The following is a 15,730-nucleotide window of genomic DNA, read 5'->3' as shown; positions in this document are numbered from 1 at the left end:
AGAACACCTTGGCATGGACGTAGTCGGGCGTGACCTCGATCGCATTGATCGTGGCCATGCCGATGCGCGGATCCTTGAGCTCGCGGATCAGCTCCGCCAGATCGCGCTGGATCTGGTCGGCGACGCGGAAGGCTCGGTTGGGGATGGCGCGTTTATGTCTCATGGCGGTTTCCTTAAAGGACAAACCCCGCCCCTTTCGGGCGGGGTCTGCGGGGTAACCCGAGGGGCTGGCGGTCAGAGCGTGCGGGCCACTTCCTTGATCTCGAAGAATTCCAGTTGGTCGCCTTCGGCGATGTCGCTGTAGTTCTTGAGCTTGATACCGCACTCGAAGCCTTCCTTGACTTCGCGAACGTCGTCCTTCTCGCGGCGCACCGACTCCACCTCACCGGTGTAGATGACGATGTTCTCGCGCAGCAGGCGGAAGCGGGCACCACGGCGCACCAGGCCGGACGTGACCATCGAGCCGGCCACCGTGCCGATCTTGGAAGCCACGAAGACCAGCCGGATCTCGGCCGTACCCAGCGCCTCTTCGCGCTGCTCGGGAGCCAGCATGCCGCTCATCGCCTTCGTCACATCGTCCACGGCGTCGTAGATGATGTTGTAGTAGCGCAGGTCGACGGCATTGCCCTCGGCCAGCTTGCGCGCACCAGCGTCGGCACGCACGTTGAAGCCGATGATGACCGCCTTGGACGCGATGGCGAGGTTGATGTCGCTCTCGCTGATGCCGCCAACCGCCGCGTGGACGATCTGCACCTTGACCTCGGCCGTGCTGAGCTTGAGCAGCGAAGAAGCCAAGGCTTCCTGCGAACCCTGTACGTCGGACTTGATGATGATGCCCAGCGTCTGGACTTCGCCACCCGACATGTCGGAGAACATGTTCTCCAGCTTGGCGGCCTGCTGCTTGGCAAGCTTGACGTCGCGATACCTGCCGGAACGGAAGGTCGCCACTTCACGGGCGCGGCGCTCATCGCTGAGCACCATGAACTCGTCACCAGCGCGCGGCACTTCGGTCAGGCCCTGGATCTCGACCGGGATGGACGGACCAGCCTCGGTACACGCCTTGCCGTCTTCGTCCAGCATGGCGCGAACACGGCCATAGGTGGAACCGGCCAGGACAACGTCGCCACGCTTGAGCGTGCCGGACTGCACCAGCACGGTCGCGACCGGGCCGCGGCCCTTGTCCAGCCTGGCTTCGATGACCAGGCCCTTGGCCATGGAGGCCACCGGCGCCTTGAGCTCCAGCACTTCGGCCTGCAGCAGCACCTGCTCCAGCAGCCCGTCCATGTTTTCGCCCGTCTTGGCCGACACGGCCACGAACGGCACATCGCCGCCGAATTCTTCCGGCACGACACCTTCGGCCACCAGTTCGCCCTTCAGGCGTTCAAGGTTGGCACCCGGCTTGTCGATCTTGTTCATCGCCACGACGATGGGCACGCCCGCCGCCTTGGCATGGTGGATCGCTTCCTTGGTCTGGGGCATCACGCCGTCGTCCGCCGCCACCACCAGGATGACGATGTCGGTGGCCGTGGCGCCGCGGGCACGCATGGCCGTGAAGGCCGCGTGACCCGGGGTGTCCAGGAAGGTGATCATGCCGCGCGGCGTTTCGACGTGATAGGCGCCGATGTGCTGCGTGATGCCGCCGGCCTCACCCGCGGCCACACGGGCACGGCGGATGTAGTCCAGCAGCGAGGTCTTGCCATGGTCGACGTGACCCATGACGGTGACAACCGGTGCGCGCGACAGCGACTCGTGCTGCTGCTCGGTGGTGCCCTCTTCTTCGAGGAAGGCGTCCGGATCGTCAAGCTTGGCGGGGAAGGCCTTGTGGCCCATTTCCTCGACCAGGATCATGGCCGTCTCTTGGTCCAGCTGCTGGTTGATGGTGACCATCTGTCCCAGCTTCATCAATTGCTTGATGACCTCGGCGGCCTTGACCGACATCTTGTGTGCCAGATCGGCCACCGAGATGGTTTCAGGCACGTGCACTTCCTGGATCTGCATTTCTGCAGGCGCCTGGAAGTTGGACGGGTTGTTGCCACCCCGGTCACCACCACCACGGCGGCCACCGGCACCGCCACGCGCCGGAGCGCGCCAGTTGCCACCGCCGCCCGGGCGAGCAGCGCCGGCCGGGCCGGAACCGATGGTCTTGAGGCCACGCTTCTTGGCGGCATCATCGGCCCAACTGGACGACAGCTTTTCGGACTTGACCGACTTCTTGTCGCCCGGCTTGGCAGCCGCGCCAGCAGCAGCCGGTGCGCCAGGCGCGCCGACCTTCTTGTGGATGGTGCCTTTGATGCCGGCAGCAGGTTCGGCCGGCTTGGGCTCTTCCTTCTTGGCAGCGACCATCACCTTCTTGGGCGCGTTCATCATCGCGCGGATGGCGGCAGCTTCGGCCTCGGCGGCCTTGCGGCGGCGGACCAGGTCGTCCTGCTTCTGCTTCTCTTCGGCAGCAGCGTCGACGGCCTTGACCACGCGCAACAGCGGCTTCGGAGGCTCGACCGGAGCGGCAACCACGACCGGCGCAGGCACTTCCACCGGCGCGGCGGCGGCCACCGGCTCAGGCGCGGGCGCCTCGACCGGAGCCGACTTGGTGCGACGGCTTGCCGCAGCCTTGTTGATGGCAGCCGCTTCGGCAGACGCCTTGTCGGAGCTGCGCTGGCGGGCTTCGGCAACGGCCTCCGGCTTGGCGGCTTCGGTGGCAACCTGTGCTGCGGCAGCTTGAGCAGCAGCAGCGGCTTCAGCGGCGGCCTGCTCCTCGGCACGGCGCGCCTCGGCGGCTTCGCGGGCGGCGCGCTCAGCATCCTCGCGGGCCTTCACCTTGGCGACCATTTCCTCTTCCTGCTGACGCAGCGCGGCGGCATTGGCTTGCGCCTCTTCCTCGCGGCGGACCAGCTCGGCTTCTTCCTGAGCTCCGCCGGTCTCTTCCCCGGCGTCGTCACGCTTGATGAAGGTACGTGTCTTCTTGACCTGGACCTGGATCGTGCGGGCCTTGCCACTGGCATCGGCTTGCTTGATCTCGGTGGTCGACTTCTTGACCAGCGTGATCTTCTTGCGATCCGCGCCGGCAGTGCCGTGGGAAGAGCGCAGGTGGTCGAGCAGGCGTTCCTTGTCGTGCTCGCTCAGCGAGTCATCAACGGAAGACTTCTTGACGCCCGCGGCTTGCAGCTGCTCCAGCAGACTGCTCGCCGGCTTGCTCAGCTCGGCGGCGAATTGGGCGACGGTAGTCACGGCCATGTGGGGATCCTTCAAATTACTTTTGGTGCAGCGCGGCGTGTCGAGATCAATCAATCGTTGAACCAATGTTCACGGGCCTTCATGATCAGCGTGCGTGCCGCCGCTTCGTCCAGGCCGGACAGTTCGACCAATTCATCCACGGCCAGGTCGGCCAGGTCATCACGGGTATTGATGTTGCCCTCGGCCAGCTTGCTCAACAGCTCGGGCGTCACGCCCTCGAGGTCGCGCAGGTCTTGCGAGACGTCATCGACCTTCTCTTCGCGGGCGATTTCTGCCGTCAGCAGCGCATCCTTGGCACGGGTGCGCAGCTCGTTGACGGTGTCCTCGTCGAAGGCCTCGATCTCGAGCATTTCCTGCATCGGGACGTAGGCGACTTCTTCCAGGCTGGTGAAGCCCTCGGCAATGAGGATGTCGGCGACTTCGGCATCGACGTCGAGCTTGTCGACGAAGAGCTTGCGGACGCTCTCGGCCTCGACTTCATGCTTGGCAGCCGATTCCTCGGCCGACATGATGTTGATGCGCCAGCCGGTCAGCTCGGACGCCAGGCGCACGTTCTGGCCGCCACGGCCAATCGCGATGGCGAGGTTTTCCTCGTCGACGACGACGTCCATCGCATGGCGCTCTTCATCGACGACGATGGATTGAACGTTCGCCGGCGCCAGCGCGCCGATGACGAACTGCGCCGGGTCTTCGCTCCACAGCACGATGTCGACACGCTCGCCGGCCAGTTCGGTGGTCACACCGTTGACGCGCGAACCACGCACACCGACACAGGTGCCGATGGGGTCGACGCGGCGGTCATGGCTGATGACGGCGATCTTGGCGCGGCTGCCGCTGTCGCGGGCACAGCTCTTGATCTCCAGCAGGCCCTGCTCGATCTCGGGCACTTCCTGCGCGAAGAGTTCCTTCATGAACTCGCCGCTGGAACGCGACAGCATGATCTGCGGGCCGCGCTGGGTCGGGTCCACGCCGAGGATGACGGCGCGCACGCGGTCACCGGTGCGCAGGTTCTCTTTCGAGATCATCTCGCTGCGCTTGAGGCGGCCTTCCACCCGGCCGCTCTCGACAATGATGTCGCCCTTGTCCAGGCGCTTGACGGTGCCGACGAAGATCCTCTCGCCGCGCGACATGAAGTCGTTCAGCAGTTGCTCGCGCTCGGCGTCACGGATCTTTTGCAGGATGACCTGCTTGGCAGCCTGGGCGCCGATGCGGCCGATGGGCAGCGACTCGACCGGCTCTTCGATGTGGTCGTCCACCTCGATGTCGGAAATCTGCTCTTGCGCTTCAAACAGCAGGATCTCGGCATCGGCAATCTGCAGACCCGCCTCGTTCGGCACAACGTGCCAGCGACGGAAGGTTTCGTACTCGCCGGAGTCACGGTCCACGCTGACGCGGATGTCGGCCTCAGCGCCGTAAATCTTCTTGGTGGCCGAGGCCAGCGCGGCTTCGACCGCACCGAACACGACATCGCGCTCCACGCTCTTTTCGCGCGAGATCGCATCCACCAGCATCAACATTTCGCGGTTCATTGCTTGAGACCTCCGTCAACCTTGTCTTGGCCGGGCGCCACCTCGATGGATGCGCCCGCTTGTTTCTTAGGTGCTGCTTTTTTCGGCTTGATGACGCCACGCTGGCCCGGCTTGCGGTCGGGTGCCGGCTCGCCGCCGCGCCCCTTGAAGCTGATCACGGGTACGAGACGCGCCTCACGAACTTCATCGAGCGTGAAGTCCAGCGCCTGATCGGCTTCGCCGTCGTCAAACACCAGACGCCAGGCCTGATCGCTTTCGGCTTGCGGCTGGGCGCTGACGACGCCGCGATACTTCTTGCGACCCTGGAAGGGAGCTTTCAGCGTGATGTCGATTTCCTGGCCGGCAAAGCGCGCGTAATGCGCGGCCTTGTTCAGCGGCCGATCCAGGCCCGGCGAGGACACTTCAAGCCGGGAATATTCCAAACCCTCGACCTCAAGCACATACTGCAACTGGCGGGTGACCTTTTCGCAGTCATCCACATCTATCAATTCGCCGGCATCCGCTTGCGGTTCCAGCAAGTCGATCGTCACGCGCAGCGTCCCACCACTGGCACTGCGTTCGCAGTCCACGAGTTCGTAACCGAGTCCGGTCACAGTCGTTTCCACAGCGGTTTGCCAACTCATGCGGGGATGGGCGAGGGGTAGAAGGAAAATCGAAAAAGCAAAAAAAATGGGCTGGATGAACCCGCCCAACTCGTTTCACCAAAGCCGAATTCGGCCAATTACGGCCAGCTCCGGGGGATGTCACCCGGTGCTCGCGAGGGCCGGCCTCGTTTCGGTGAAAGTCGGATTGTACGGTGCAAGTCCTATGCCGGCAAGTCGCTGGCTACGGCGCGTGACAGAATCTGAGGCTGTTTTAGACCTCACAGGAGACAAGAATGGGCTTTCTCGCCGGCAAGCGGCTGCTAATCACGGGCGTGCTGTCCAACCGCTCCATCGCCTACGGCATCGCTCGGGCCTGCCACCGCGAAGGCGCCGAGCTGGCCTTCAGCTATCAAGGCGAGCGCTTCAAGGAGCGCATCACCGAATTCGCGGCCGAGTTTGGCTCACAGCTGATCTATGACTGCGACGTGACCAGCGACGAGCAGTTGGAAGCGCTCTTCAATCAACTAGGCGAGGTTTGGCCCGAGTTCGACGGCTTTGTGCATTCGATTGGTTTTGCGCCGCGCGAGGCGATTGCCGGTGATTTTCTCGAAGGCATGACGCGCGAGAACTTCCGCATCGCCCACGATATTTCGGCCTACAGCTTCCCGGCCATGGCCAAACTCGCGGCGCCGCGGCTGCGCGCAGGTTCGGCACTGCTGACCTTGAGCTATCTCGGCGCACTGCGCATCGTGCCTAACTACAACACCATGGGCCTGGCCAAGGCCAGCCTGGAGGCCAGCGTGCGCTATCTCGCGCAGGCGCTCGGCCCCAAGGGCGTGCGGGTGAACGGCATCTCGGCCGGGCCGATCAAAACACTGGCGGCCTCGGGTATCAAGGACTTCGGCAAGCTGCTGGGCCAGTTCGCGGCTCAGGCACCGATCCGCCGCAACGTCACCATCGACGACGTTGGCAATACCGCCGCCTTCCTGCTGTCCGACCTCGCGGCCGGCATCAGCGCCGAGATCACCTACGTGGACGGCGGCTTCAGCCAGATCGCGATGGCCGGAGAGGCCTGAACTGCTCAGGCGCGGCGGCGGCGCCAGGAGGCGAAGCCCGCTGCGGCCAGCCCGAGCAGCGCCAGGCCGCCGGGCTCGGGCACCGAGGTCGTGTCGCGCACGATGATCGAGCCGGCGGCAACCTCACCGTTGTCGCCCACCTCGCCGATGTAGAGAAAGAGGCCGGCCGTCAAGACGGCGCCGGTCAGGTTGAAGTCGATGGCGCCGTCGTCGCCCAGGCTCAGGAAGCCGAAGACGGTCGGGCCGGTCGTGTTCTCGGCATCGAAAAGGCCCAATGTCGCGACCACGTTGTCGACTGCGACGCCAGAGCCATCCGTGCCGAAGAGCTTGGGATCGGCCGGCGCGCGCTGCGTGCCTGGCGAGAAGATCGTGCCCGTCGTGAAGTTGAACACCGACAACCCCACGGCGCCCTGCGCGCAGGTGGCGTCGCCACAGTCGGTCGTCGATAGCTTGATGGCATCGAGGTCGAAGCCCGAGAACTGGCCGGCCGAGCCGCCGAGCAAGCCGCTGTTGTCGCGGACACCGATGGACAGGACGCTGGAGAGGCCGATGCTGGACAGGTCGGCCTTGTAGACCGCCGTGCCAGACAGCGTGCCGCCGGTGACGCCCGTCAGCTTGGACAGCGCAACGGGCACGGCCTGCGCAGCAGACGCCAGCGCGAAAGCCGCCGTAGCGGTAGCCAGAACTTTGTAAGTCAATCTCATGGGATGCCTCCAGTCAGTGGTGAACAAGCATTTCTGAGCGCATAGCCCATGCCAGCCCGTCCCCCTAGCTCCCTTAAGTGACTGCTGCGTCTGCCATTTTCTCGAATCCTGCGCTACCGCCACGGGAGAAGACACGGCCGCAAACTCGTTGGTGTCATATCGACCGACACCCTAGTTCTAGGCTTGTGTGCGCGCAGCCCTGTAACAGCCTCACATCTGGTGACTCCGCTCACGCAGGAAGCAGTCGCGCCGCAGGACCTGGGTTTCATGGCCTGTTCACGCCGCCCGCACGCAGTCCACGTAGTAGTGGCCGCGGCCGGTCTCTTCGTCCACCTCATGCACGAGGCCGTGCACGTCGGTCGCGAAGCCGGGGAACTTCGAGTTGAAGTTCCGCGTGAACTTCAGGTAGTCGACGATCTTCTTGTTGAAGCGCTCACCGGGCACCAGCAGCGGGATGCCAGGCGGGTAAGGCGTCAGCAGCGAGGTCGTGATGCGGCCTTCCAGCTCATCGATGCCGACTCGCTCGGTCCGGCGCTGCGCGATGTGCGCGTAGGCATCGGTCGGCGTCATGGCTGGCTGCAGGTTGGACAAATACATGTCCGTCGTCAGCCGCGCAATGTCGCCTTCTGCGTAAGCCTGATGGATGGACTGACTGAGGTCACGCAAGCCCATGCGCTCGTACTTGGGGAACTTCGCGCAGAACTCCGGCAGGATGCGCCACAGCGGCGCGTTCTTGTCGTAGTCGTCCTTGAACTGCTGCAGCGCCGTCAGCAACGTGTTCCAGCGGCCCTTGGTGATGCCGATGGTGAACATGATGAAGAACGAGTACAGGCCCGTCTTCTCGACGACGACGCCGTGCTCCACGAGGAATTTGGTGACGACGGACGCCGGGATGCCGGTTGTGGCAAAGCGCCCTTGCATGTCCAGCCCGGGGGTGATGATGGTGGACTTGATCGGGTCCAGCATGTTGAAGCCTTCGGCCAGGCCGCCGAAGCCGTGCCAGTCCTCGTCAGCATGCAGCATCCAGTCCGCCGAGACGGGCACATTGCCAGGCTCGTCGCGCAGGAAATCAGGCCCCCAGACCTTGAACCACCAGTCGTCGCCGTAGTCGCCCTCGACCTTGCGCATCGCGCGGCGGAAGTCGAGCGACTCGCGGATGCTCTCCTCCACCAGCGCCGTGCCGCCGGGCGGCTCCATCATCGCGGCGGCCACGTCGCAGCTCGCAATGATCGAGTACTGCGGGCTGGTGCTGGTGTGCATCAGGTAGGCCTCGTTGAAGAGGTGCTTGTCGAGCTTCACCGTTTGCGAGTCCTGCACGAGCACCTGTGACGCCTGCGAGATGCCCGCCAGCAGCTTGTGCGTGGACTGGGTCGCGTAGACCATGGCTTCCTTAGGGCGCATGCGGTTCTTGCCCATCGCGTGGAACTGGCCGTAGAAATCGTGGAAGGCCGCGTGCGGCAGCCAGGCCTCGTCGAAGTGCAGCGTCGGGATGTAGCCGTCGAGCTTCTTCTTGATCGTCTCGGTGTTGTAGAGCACGCCGTCGTACGTGCTCTGCGTCAGCGTCACGATGGACGGCATGACGGTCGCGGCATCGATGTGCGCCAGTAGCGGGTTGGCGGCGATCTTGGCGCGGATGGTCTCCGGGCTGAACTCGCTCTCGGGGATGGGGCCGATGATGCCGTAGTGGTTGCGCGTGGGCGTCAGGAAGACGGGAATGGCGCCGCACATGATGATGGCGTGCAGGTTGCTCTTGTGGCAGTTGCGGTCGATGACGACGACATCGCCCGGCGCCACCGTGTGATGCCAGACCATCTTGTTGGACGTGCTGGTGCCGTTCGTGACGAAGAAGCAATGGTCCGCGTTGAAGATGCGCGCGGCGTTCTTCTCGCTCTGCGCGATCGGGCCGGTGTGGTCCAGCAACTGGCCCAGTTCCTCGACGGCGTTGCACACGTCGGCGCGCAGCATGTTCTCGCCAAAGAACTGGTGGAACATCTGCCCGACCGGGCTCTTCAGGAAGGCGACGCCGCCCGAGTGGCCGGGGCAGTGCCAGGAATAGGAACCGTCCTGGGCGTAGTCCATCAGCGCCCTGAAGAACGGCGGCGCCAGCCCGTCGAGATAGCTGCGAGCCTCGCGAATGATGTGGCGCGCCACGAACTCCGGCGTGTCCTCGAACATGTGGATGAAGCCGTGCAGTTCACGCAGCACGTCGTTAGGCAGATGCTGGCTGGTGCGGGTCTCGCCGTAGACGTAGATCGGGATGTCCGGGTTGCGGTTGCGGATCTCCTGGATGAACTTGCGCAGGCTCAGCACCACCGGGTCGAGTTCCGGGCCGGCGGTGAACTCCTCGTCGTCGATGGACAGGATGAAAGCCGACGCACGGCTTTGCTGCTGGGCGAACTGGCTCAGATCGCCGTAGCTGGTGACACCCAGCACCTCCATGCCCTCCTTCTGGATGGCTTCGGCCAGCGCGCGAATGCCGAGGCCCGAGGTGTTTTCCGACCGGTAGTCTTCATCGATGATGACGACGGGGAACTTGAACTTCAGCATGCGGCCTCCAGCGGGCGGGACGGAAAAACGAAGCCGCGAAGTGTAGGGCCGCAGCGTGTCAGAGCCGCGTCACCCCAGCCCTGACCGCGGTCTAAACTGCCCCAACACCAAAGACATGGGAGAGACAAGATGGATTGGAACTGGGCCACCGTCTGGTGGGTCGCGGCGGGCCTGCTGATCGCCGTCGAATTGGCCAGCGGCACCTTCTATCTGCTCATGCTGGCGGTGGGCGCCGCCGCCGGTGCGCTGGCCGCGCATCTGGGCGTGGGCCCGACCGGCCAGGTGCTGACGGCCGCCATCGTCGGCGGCGCTGCGATCGTCGGTTGGCATGTGAGGCGCAGCCGCATGCCCGCAGCAGCACCCGCGGCGAGCAATCCCGACGTCAACCTCGACATCGGCCAGTCCGTGCAAGTCACGTCTTGGACGCCCGACGGCCTGGCCAAGGTGCAATACCGCGGCGCGGCCTGGCAAGCCCGCTTCATCGGCATTGCGCCAGCGCAGAGCGGCCGGCATGTGATCCGCGCGGTTGAAGGCAGCTGCCTGCTGCTCGACCGCTGAACCGTCAAATCAACAACACCAGGGAGACCTCATGGGGTTCCAGATCGCACTCGTCATCCTCGTCATCGCAGCCATCTTCGTGGTGCGCTCGATCAAGGTCGTCCCACAGCAAAACGCCTGGGTGGTGGAGCGCCTCGGCAAGTACCACGGCACGCTCACGCCGGGCCTCAATTTCCTCGTGCCCTTTGTCGACCGGCTCGCCTACAAGCACTCGCTGAAGGAAATCGCGCTCGACGTGCCCAGCCAGGTCTGCATCACCAAAGACAACACCCAACTGACTGTCGACGGCATCCTCTACTTCCAGGTCACCGACCCCATGCGCGCGAGCTATGGCGCGAGCAACTACGTCATCGCCATCACCCAGCTCGCGCAGACGACGCTGCGCTCCGTCATCGGCCGCATGGAACTGGACCGGACCTTCGAGGAACGCGCGGTGATCAACACCTCGGTCGTCGAAGCGCTGGACGAGGCGGCGCTGAACTGGGGCGTCAAGGTGCTGCGCTACGAGATCAAGGACCTGACACCGCCGCCGGCCATCCTGCACTCGATGCAGGCCCAGATCACAGCGGAACGCGAGAAGCGCGCACTAATCGCCGCCTCCGAGGGCCGGCGCCAGGAACAGATCAACATCGCCACCGGCGAGCGCGAAGCCGCGATTGCCCGCTCAGAGGGCGAGAAGCAGGCCGAGATCAACAAGGCCCAGGGTGAAGCGGCGGCCATCACGGCGGTCGCCGACGCGTCGTCGGACGCCATCCGCAAGATCGCTGCGGCCATTCAGCAACCGGGCGGCGATCAGGCCGTGCAACTCAAGGTCGCGGAGAAGGCCGTCGACGCCTTTGCCCAGCTCGCCCAGAAGAACAACACGATGATCGTGCCCGGCAACGTGAGCGAAGTTGCGGGCCTCATCGGTACCGCCATGAGCCTGCTCAAGGCCGGCGGCAAGGCCTGAAGCACTGCGGGGCGCACGCCGTAGGAACGGCTTGCCCGCGAGAGGTCGAGCGGGTGACCGCAGAGCCCCCGCCTTGTCCTGTAGCGCCGGATGCCGAATCTGAATCATGTCGTTCATCAGATCGGCGGGCGACGGTTCATTCATCCGCTCAGACGCTGCATCAGCGAAATGCTGGGTTATGATTGAGGGCTTGCAGGAGAGGTGGATGAGCGGTTTAAGTCGCACGCCTGGAAAGCGTGTGTGGGTTTATCCCCACCGCGGGTTCGAATCCCGCCCTCTCCGCCAGGAACCCGTATAAGTTGTTGATTTAGATAAGTTTTCAACTCACAAATCAACGACTCAGAAGTCAACTCATAACGCCGCAGTGGCATGGTCACTGCGGCGTTTTGATTTCCGGTCGGGCTTTTTCGCGACTTACGCTGGCCCTCGCGCTTGAGCGCCAACTGGACGGAATCCAGGCGCCGCGCCCTGGGCAGGACTCGCCGCACGACTGGGCCAGCGAGAACCCGCTGGACCGGCTGGCGCACGCAGACGGCGCACGCTTTTTGCGAGAATCCGCCGACCCCATCCCCATGTATCCAGGCTGCCACCGACCCGGCCACGCAGCCACCATCTGAGGCTCCAGCACCATGGACACCCGCACCTCCGAAACCCGCCTGCGCATCGAGCGCCTGCGCGATGCCCTGGCCGCCCACGGCGCACAAGCCGTGTTCGTGCCGTCGAGCGACCCGCATCTGTCCGAATACCTGCCCGGCCGCTGGCAAGGCCGCGAATGGCTGTCGGGCTTCACCGGCTCCATGGGCAGCCTCGTCGTCACGCGAGACCGTGCCGCACTGTTTGCCGACAGCCGCTACTGGGACCAGGCCGAGGCCCAGCTCGCCGGCAGCGGCATCGAGCTGCAGAAGACGAGCTCGGGCGCCTCGACGCAGTACATCGAGTGGATCGCCCAGCAGTTGCACGCCGGTGACACGCTGGCCGTGGACGGCCAGGTGCTCGGCCTGGCGCTGGCCAACGCGCTGCGCGCCGGCCTTGGCCGCAAGGGCATCACGCTGCGCACCGACACCGACCTGCTGCAGCAGGCTTGGGACGACCGCCCCACGCTGCCGATGGATGCCGTCTACGAACACCTGCCGCCGCAGGCCGCCGTCAGCCGCGCCGACAAGCTAGCCCGTGTGCGCGCGGCAATGGGCACTATCGGTGCGACCCACCACCTCGTCTCGACCGTCGACGACGTGGCCTGGCTGCTGAACCTGCGCGGCAGCGATGTGGAATGCAACCCGGTCTTCATCGCCCACCTGTTGCTGGACCTGCAAGGCGGCCGCCTGTTCATCGGCAGCGGCAAGGTGCCTGCCGACGTCGCTGCCCGGCTGTCCACCGATGGCATCCAGCTCGCCGCCTACGACCAGGCCGCCGCCGCACTCGCCGCGCTGCCGGCCGATGCCACGCTGCTGATCGACCCGCGCCGCGTGACGCTGGGCCTGCGCGAGGCCGTGCCGGCCGGCGTCAAGGTCGTCGAGCAGATCAACCCCAGCACGCTGCTGAAGAGCCGCAAGACGCCCGCCGAGGCGGTGTTCATCCGCGAAGCCATGGCCGAGGACGGCGCGGCGATGTGCGAGTTCTACGCCGACTTCGAGGCGTCGCTGGCCCGTGGCGAGCGCTGGAGCGAGCTGGACGTGGACGCCAAGCTCTCCGCCCAGCGCAGGAAGCGCAAGGGCTTCGTGGGCCTGAGCTTCTCGACGATTGCCGGTTGGATGGCCAACGGCGCCCAGCCCCACTACCGCGCCCTGCCCGAGTCGTTCGCGCAGATCGAGGGCAACGGCCTGCTGCTGATCGACTCCGGCGGCCAGTACCTGGGCGGCACGACCGACATCACGCGTGTGTGGCCCATCGGCACCGTCAGCGCCGAGCAAAAGCGCGACTACACGCTGGTGCTGAAGGGCACGCTGGCGCTGTCGCGCACCCGCTTCCCGCGTGGCACGCTCAGCCCCATGCTGGACGCCATCGCTCGCGCGCCGCTGTGGGAGCACGGGCTGGACTACGGCCACGGCACCGGCCACGGCGTGGGCTATTTCATGAACGTGCACGAAGGCCCGCAAAGCATCTCCAAGGCCATCCCCGAGGCGACCATGGCGATGGAGCCTGGGATGATTACGTCCATCGAGCCCGGCCTGTACCGCCCGGGTCTGTGGGGCGTGCGCATCGAGAACCTCGTGCTCAACGTCGCCATCGACACGCCGGAGAAGAACGCCTTCGGCGAGATGCTGGAATTCGAGACGCTGACGCTGTGCCCGATCGACACGCGCTGCCTCGACAGGAGCCTGCTGCGCGCCGACGAGATCGCCTGGCTGAACGGCTATCACGCGACGGTGCGCGAGCGCCTGCAGCCGCTGGTGAGCGGGCCGGCGCTGGCCTGGCTGCTGGCGCGCACCGAGCCGGTGTCGGCATGAGGCGGCTGGCCGCGCTGCTGCTGATCGCGGCCGGCGCGGCCGGGGCGCAGACACGCTACGAAGGCCTGTGCGACGCCTCGGCGGGCGTCGCGCTGGACGCACGTCATTTCGTCGTGGCGGACGACGAGCACAACAAGCTGAGCGTCTACCAACGCGGCGAGCCGAAGCGGGTCGGCCAGGTCGACCTCAAGTTCCTGAAGGCCGACAAGGAGGCTGACCTCGAAGGCGCGGCTCAGGTCGGCCAACGCATCTACTGGATCGGCTCGCACGCCCGCAACAGCAGCGGTGAGGTGCGCAAGGACCGGCACCGCTTCTTCGCGACCGAGATCGTCGGCACGACGGTCGAACCCGTCGGCAAGCCCTACACCGCGCTGCTGGCGGACCTGCTGGCCGCCCCTGCGCTGGCGCCGCTGAAGCTGGCCGACGCCGCCGGCCGCGCGGCCGAGGCCGAGGGCGGGCTCAACATCGAAGGCCTGGCCGCAGCGGCGGACGGCAGCCTGCTCATCGGCCTGCGCAACCCCATCCCGCTGGGCAAGGCCGTCGTCGTGCCGCTGCTGAACCCGGCCGAACTGGTCGACGGCAAGGGCCCGGCGCGCTTCGGCGCCGTCATCCGGCTGGACCTGGGCGGGCGCGGCGTGCGCTCCATCGAGCGCGTCGGCGCCGGCTACCTGATCGCTGCCGGGCCAGCGGCCGACACGGGCACGTTTGCCCTCTTCCGCTGGAGCGGCAAGGCGGCGGAAGCGCCCTCACCCGTCCAACTGGACCTCAACGCGCTGCGGCCGGAGGCGCTGTTCGCCTGGCCCGACGGCCACGTCACCCTGCTGAGCGACGACGGCGGCGTGATGGTCGGCAAGAAGGCCTGCAAGGACGCCGACAAGGCCAAGCGATCTTTCCGCACGTTGGATTTCAGGCCTTAGGCGCCAGCACCGGATACCGCCATACCAGCGCCGCGCTGGTCAGCAGCAGCAACAGCACCGCGCCGAACAAAGGCAAGGCGCTGCCCACGCCGCCCAGGAAGGGTGCGACGAGTTGCGTGCCCAGCGCACCGGCGGCCAGCAGCGCCAGCACCAGCAGCGCCGTCGCACGGCCCATCTGCGCGGGCGGCACGGCGAGCGCGTCCACAAACGTGGCCGGCCCGCGGATGGCCAACGCGCCGCAGAAGCAGACCCAGTAGCCCGCAACGACCGCGTAAGGTGGTTGCTGCCACAGCCACACCACGGCCAGCGCCAGCACGCAGGCGACGATTTGCACCGTGCAGCCCACCTTCACCACGCGCGCATGGCCCAGCCGCTTAGCCAGCCGGCCGGACTGCGACGCGCCGAGCATGAAGGCGCTGACGCCCAGCACCTGCATCAGCGCAAAGGCGTCGGTGCCCAGGCCCAGCGTGTGTTGCAGCAGCTGCGGCGCGCTGGCCAGGAAGGTCAGCAAGGCGCCGATGCACAGCGCATGCGACAGCGCCAGGCGCAGGTAGCTGCGGTTGCGCAGGATGCCCGCGTAGCTCGCGTCATGCGCGAGGTTGAGGCCGGGCAGCTGGCGCGGCGCGATCTTGACGACCCAGGGCAGCACGAGCAGTGACAGCGCGGCCAGCACCCAGAAGGTGCCGCGCCAGTCCGTGAAGGTGAGCATCAACGCGCCCAGCACCGGCCCGGCCGCCGGCACGATGGCCTCGACCATCGAGATGGCCGCGATGCCGCGCACCACGTCGCCATCGGCCAGTGTGGCGCGCACGACGGTGGGCGCCACGACAGTCGCTGCCGCCGCAGCCACGCCCTGCAGCAGGCGCATCAGCAGCAACACCGCGATGTTCGGCGCCAGCGCGCAGCCCAGGCTGGTCAGCGCCAGCAGCGCCAGGCCGATCTCCATGCAGCGGCGCGGGCCGAGCCGGTTCAGCAGTTCGCCCCACAGCAGTTGGGCAGCGGCCAGGCCGGCGAGGTAGACGGCCACGGTGGCCTGCGCGAGCGGCACGCTGATGCCCATGCCGGTTTGCAAGGCAGGCACGGCGGGCAAGTAAAGGTCCATCGCGGCCATGCTGACGCCGGTGACGAAGGCCAGCGGCAGGATGGTGCGTATGGAGGCTGAAGCTGAGACGGAAGCTGAATGCACGG

The 15,730-nt window shown here is 66.0% G+C and carries 12 protein-coding genes and 1 tRNA gene; 6 read left to right on the top strand and 7 right to left on the bottom strand.

Going from position 1 to position 15,730, the window contains the following annotated elements:
• From ABIS05_RS24050 to rimP, 4 genes are all read right to left on the bottom strand, one after another.
• On the bottom strand, window positions 1-163 hold a 163-nt coding region (locus ABIS05_RS24050; protein WP_348009942.1), incomplete at its 3' end, for a ribosome-binding factor A.
• A gap of 71 nt (window positions 164-234) precedes the next feature.
• Window positions 235-3,231, bottom strand: a complete 2,997-nt coding sequence (gene infB / locus ABIS05_RS24045) for a translation initiation factor IF-2 (RefSeq protein ID WP_348009939.1) — start codon at window positions 3,229-3,231, stop codon at window positions 235-237.
• A gap of 50 nt (window positions 3,232-3,281) precedes the next feature.
• Window positions 3,282-4,760 carry a transcription termination factor NusA gene (nusA, locus tag ABIS05_RS24040; RefSeq protein WP_348009938.1) on the bottom strand — a complete coding sequence of 493 codons (1,479 nt, stop codon included), beginning with the start codon at window positions 4,758-4,760 and terminating at the stop codon, window positions 3,282-3,284.
• Window positions 4,757-5,383, bottom strand: a complete 627-nt coding sequence (rimP, locus tag ABIS05_RS24035) for a ribosome maturation factor RimP (RefSeq protein WP_348009937.1) — start codon at window positions 5,381-5,383, stop codon at window positions 4,757-4,759. Before rimP ends, nusA begins: the two co-directional genes overlap by 4 nt.
• Before the next feature lie 254 nt (window positions 5,384-5,637).
• Between rimP and fabI the strand changes: the two genes are divergently transcribed.
• Window positions 5,638-6,420, top strand: a complete 783-nt coding sequence (fabI, locus tag ABIS05_RS24030; RefSeq protein WP_348009936.1) for an enoyl-ACP reductase FabI — start codon at window positions 5,638-5,640, stop codon at window positions 6,418-6,420.
• A gap of 5 nt (window positions 6,421-6,425) precedes the next feature.
• On the opposite strand, the gene ABIS05_RS24025 is transcribed toward fabI, so the two are convergent.
• Window positions 6,426-7,124, bottom strand: coding sequence for a PEP-CTERM sorting domain-containing protein (locus tag ABIS05_RS24025; RefSeq protein WP_348009935.1), 699 nt, complete (start codon window positions 7,122-7,124; stop codon window positions 6,426-6,428).
• Window positions 7,125-7,400: 276 nt separating this feature from the next.
• Window positions 7,401-9,671 (bottom strand): arginine/lysine/ornithine decarboxylase, encoded by a 2,271-nt coding sequence (locus ABIS05_RS24020; protein WP_348009934.1) that lies wholly within the window; start codon window positions 9,669-9,671, stop codon window positions 7,401-7,403.
• A gap of 129 nt (window positions 9,672-9,800) precedes the next feature.
• On the opposite strand from ABIS05_RS24020, the gene ABIS05_RS24015 reads away from it, so the two are divergent.
• The 5 genes from ABIS05_RS24015 (at window position 9,801) to ABIS05_RS23995 (ending at window position 14,542) form a co-directional block, all read left to right on the top strand.
• Window positions 9,801-10,229, top strand: a complete 429-nt coding sequence (locus tag ABIS05_RS24015) for an NfeD family protein (RefSeq protein WP_348009933.1) — start codon at window positions 9,801-9,803, stop codon at window positions 10,227-10,229.
• A 31-nt stretch (window positions 10,230-10,260) separates the two neighbouring features.
• Entirely contained in the window at window positions 10,261-11,178 is a 918-nt protein-coding gene (locus tag ABIS05_RS24010; RefSeq protein ID WP_348009932.1) for a stomatin-like protein, read from the top strand.
• A 195-nt stretch (window positions 11,179-11,373) separates the two neighbouring features.
• Window positions 11,374-11,463: transfer RNA gene (locus ABIS05_RS24005), tRNA-Ser, on the top strand.
• Between the two features lie 344 nt (window positions 11,464-11,807).
• Window positions 11,808-13,625, top strand: a complete 1,818-nt coding sequence (locus ABIS05_RS24000) for an aminopeptidase P family protein (RefSeq protein WP_348009931.1) — start codon at window positions 11,808-11,810, stop codon at window positions 13,623-13,625.
• Window positions 13,622-14,542: a DUF3616 domain-containing protein gene (locus ABIS05_RS23995; RefSeq protein WP_348009930.1), complete on the top strand. Its 921-nt coding sequence runs from the start codon at window positions 13,622-13,624 to the stop codon at window positions 14,540-14,542. The genes ABIS05_RS24000 and ABIS05_RS23995 overlap by 4 nt, the downstream gene beginning before the upstream one ends.
• Here ABIS05_RS23995 and ABIS05_RS23990 read toward each other — a convergent pair.
• Window positions 14,532-15,728, bottom strand: coding sequence for an MFS transporter (locus ABIS05_RS23990; protein ID WP_348009929.1), 1,197 nt, complete (start codon window positions 15,726-15,728; stop codon window positions 14,532-14,534). The genes ABIS05_RS23995 and ABIS05_RS23990 overlap by 11 nt on opposite strands.
• Between the last annotated feature and the right edge of the window lie 2 nt (window positions 15,729-15,730).

It is taken from the genome of Roseateles sp., from assembly GCF_039929605.1.
Classification (GTDB): domain Bacteria; phylum Pseudomonadota; class Gammaproteobacteria; order Burkholderiales; family Burkholderiaceae_C; genus Pelomonas.
Note: the sequence above shows the minus strand (reverse complement) of the source record. Positions and strands in the feature narration are given on the sequence as shown.

Bases quoted from the DNA above. Each gene is read 5' to 3' on its own strand.
- ABIS05_RS24000 (WP_348009931.1), top strand. From the start codon at position 11,808: ATGGACACCCGCACCTCCGAAACCCGCCTGCGCATCGAGCGCCTGCGC.
- infB (WP_348009939.1), bottom strand. From the start codon at position 3,231: ATGGCCGTGACTACCGTCGCCCAATTCGCCGCCGAGCTGAGCAAGCCG.
- rimP (WP_348009937.1), bottom strand. From the start codon at position 5,383: ATGAGTTGGCAAACCGCTGTGGAAACGACTGTGACCGGACTCGGTTAC.
- nusA (WP_348009938.1), bottom strand. From the start codon at position 4,760: ATGAACCGCGAAATGTTGATGCTGGTGGATGCGATCTCGCGCGAAAAG.
- ABIS05_RS24020 (WP_348009934.1), bottom strand. From the start codon at position 9,671: ATGCTGAAGTTCAAGTTCCCCGTCGTCATCATCGATGAAGACTACCGG.
- ABIS05_RS24015 (WP_348009933.1), top strand. From the start codon at position 9,801: ATGGATTGGAACTGGGCCACCGTCTGGTGGGTCGCGGCGGGCCTGCTG.
- ABIS05_RS24010 (WP_348009932.1), top strand. From the start codon at position 10,261: ATGGGGTTCCAGATCGCACTCGTCATCCTCGTCATCGCAGCCATCTTC.
- ABIS05_RS24025 (WP_348009935.1), bottom strand. From the start codon at position 7,124: ATGAGATTGACTTACAAAGTTCTGGCTACCGCTACGGCGGCTTTCGCG.
- ABIS05_RS23995 (WP_348009930.1), top strand. From the start codon at position 13,622: ATGAGGCGGCTGGCCGCGCTGCTGCTGATCGCGGCCGGCGCGGCCGGG.
- fabI (WP_348009936.1), top strand. From the start codon at position 5,638: ATGGGCTTTCTCGCCGGCAAGCGGCTGCTAATCACGGGCGTGCTGTCC.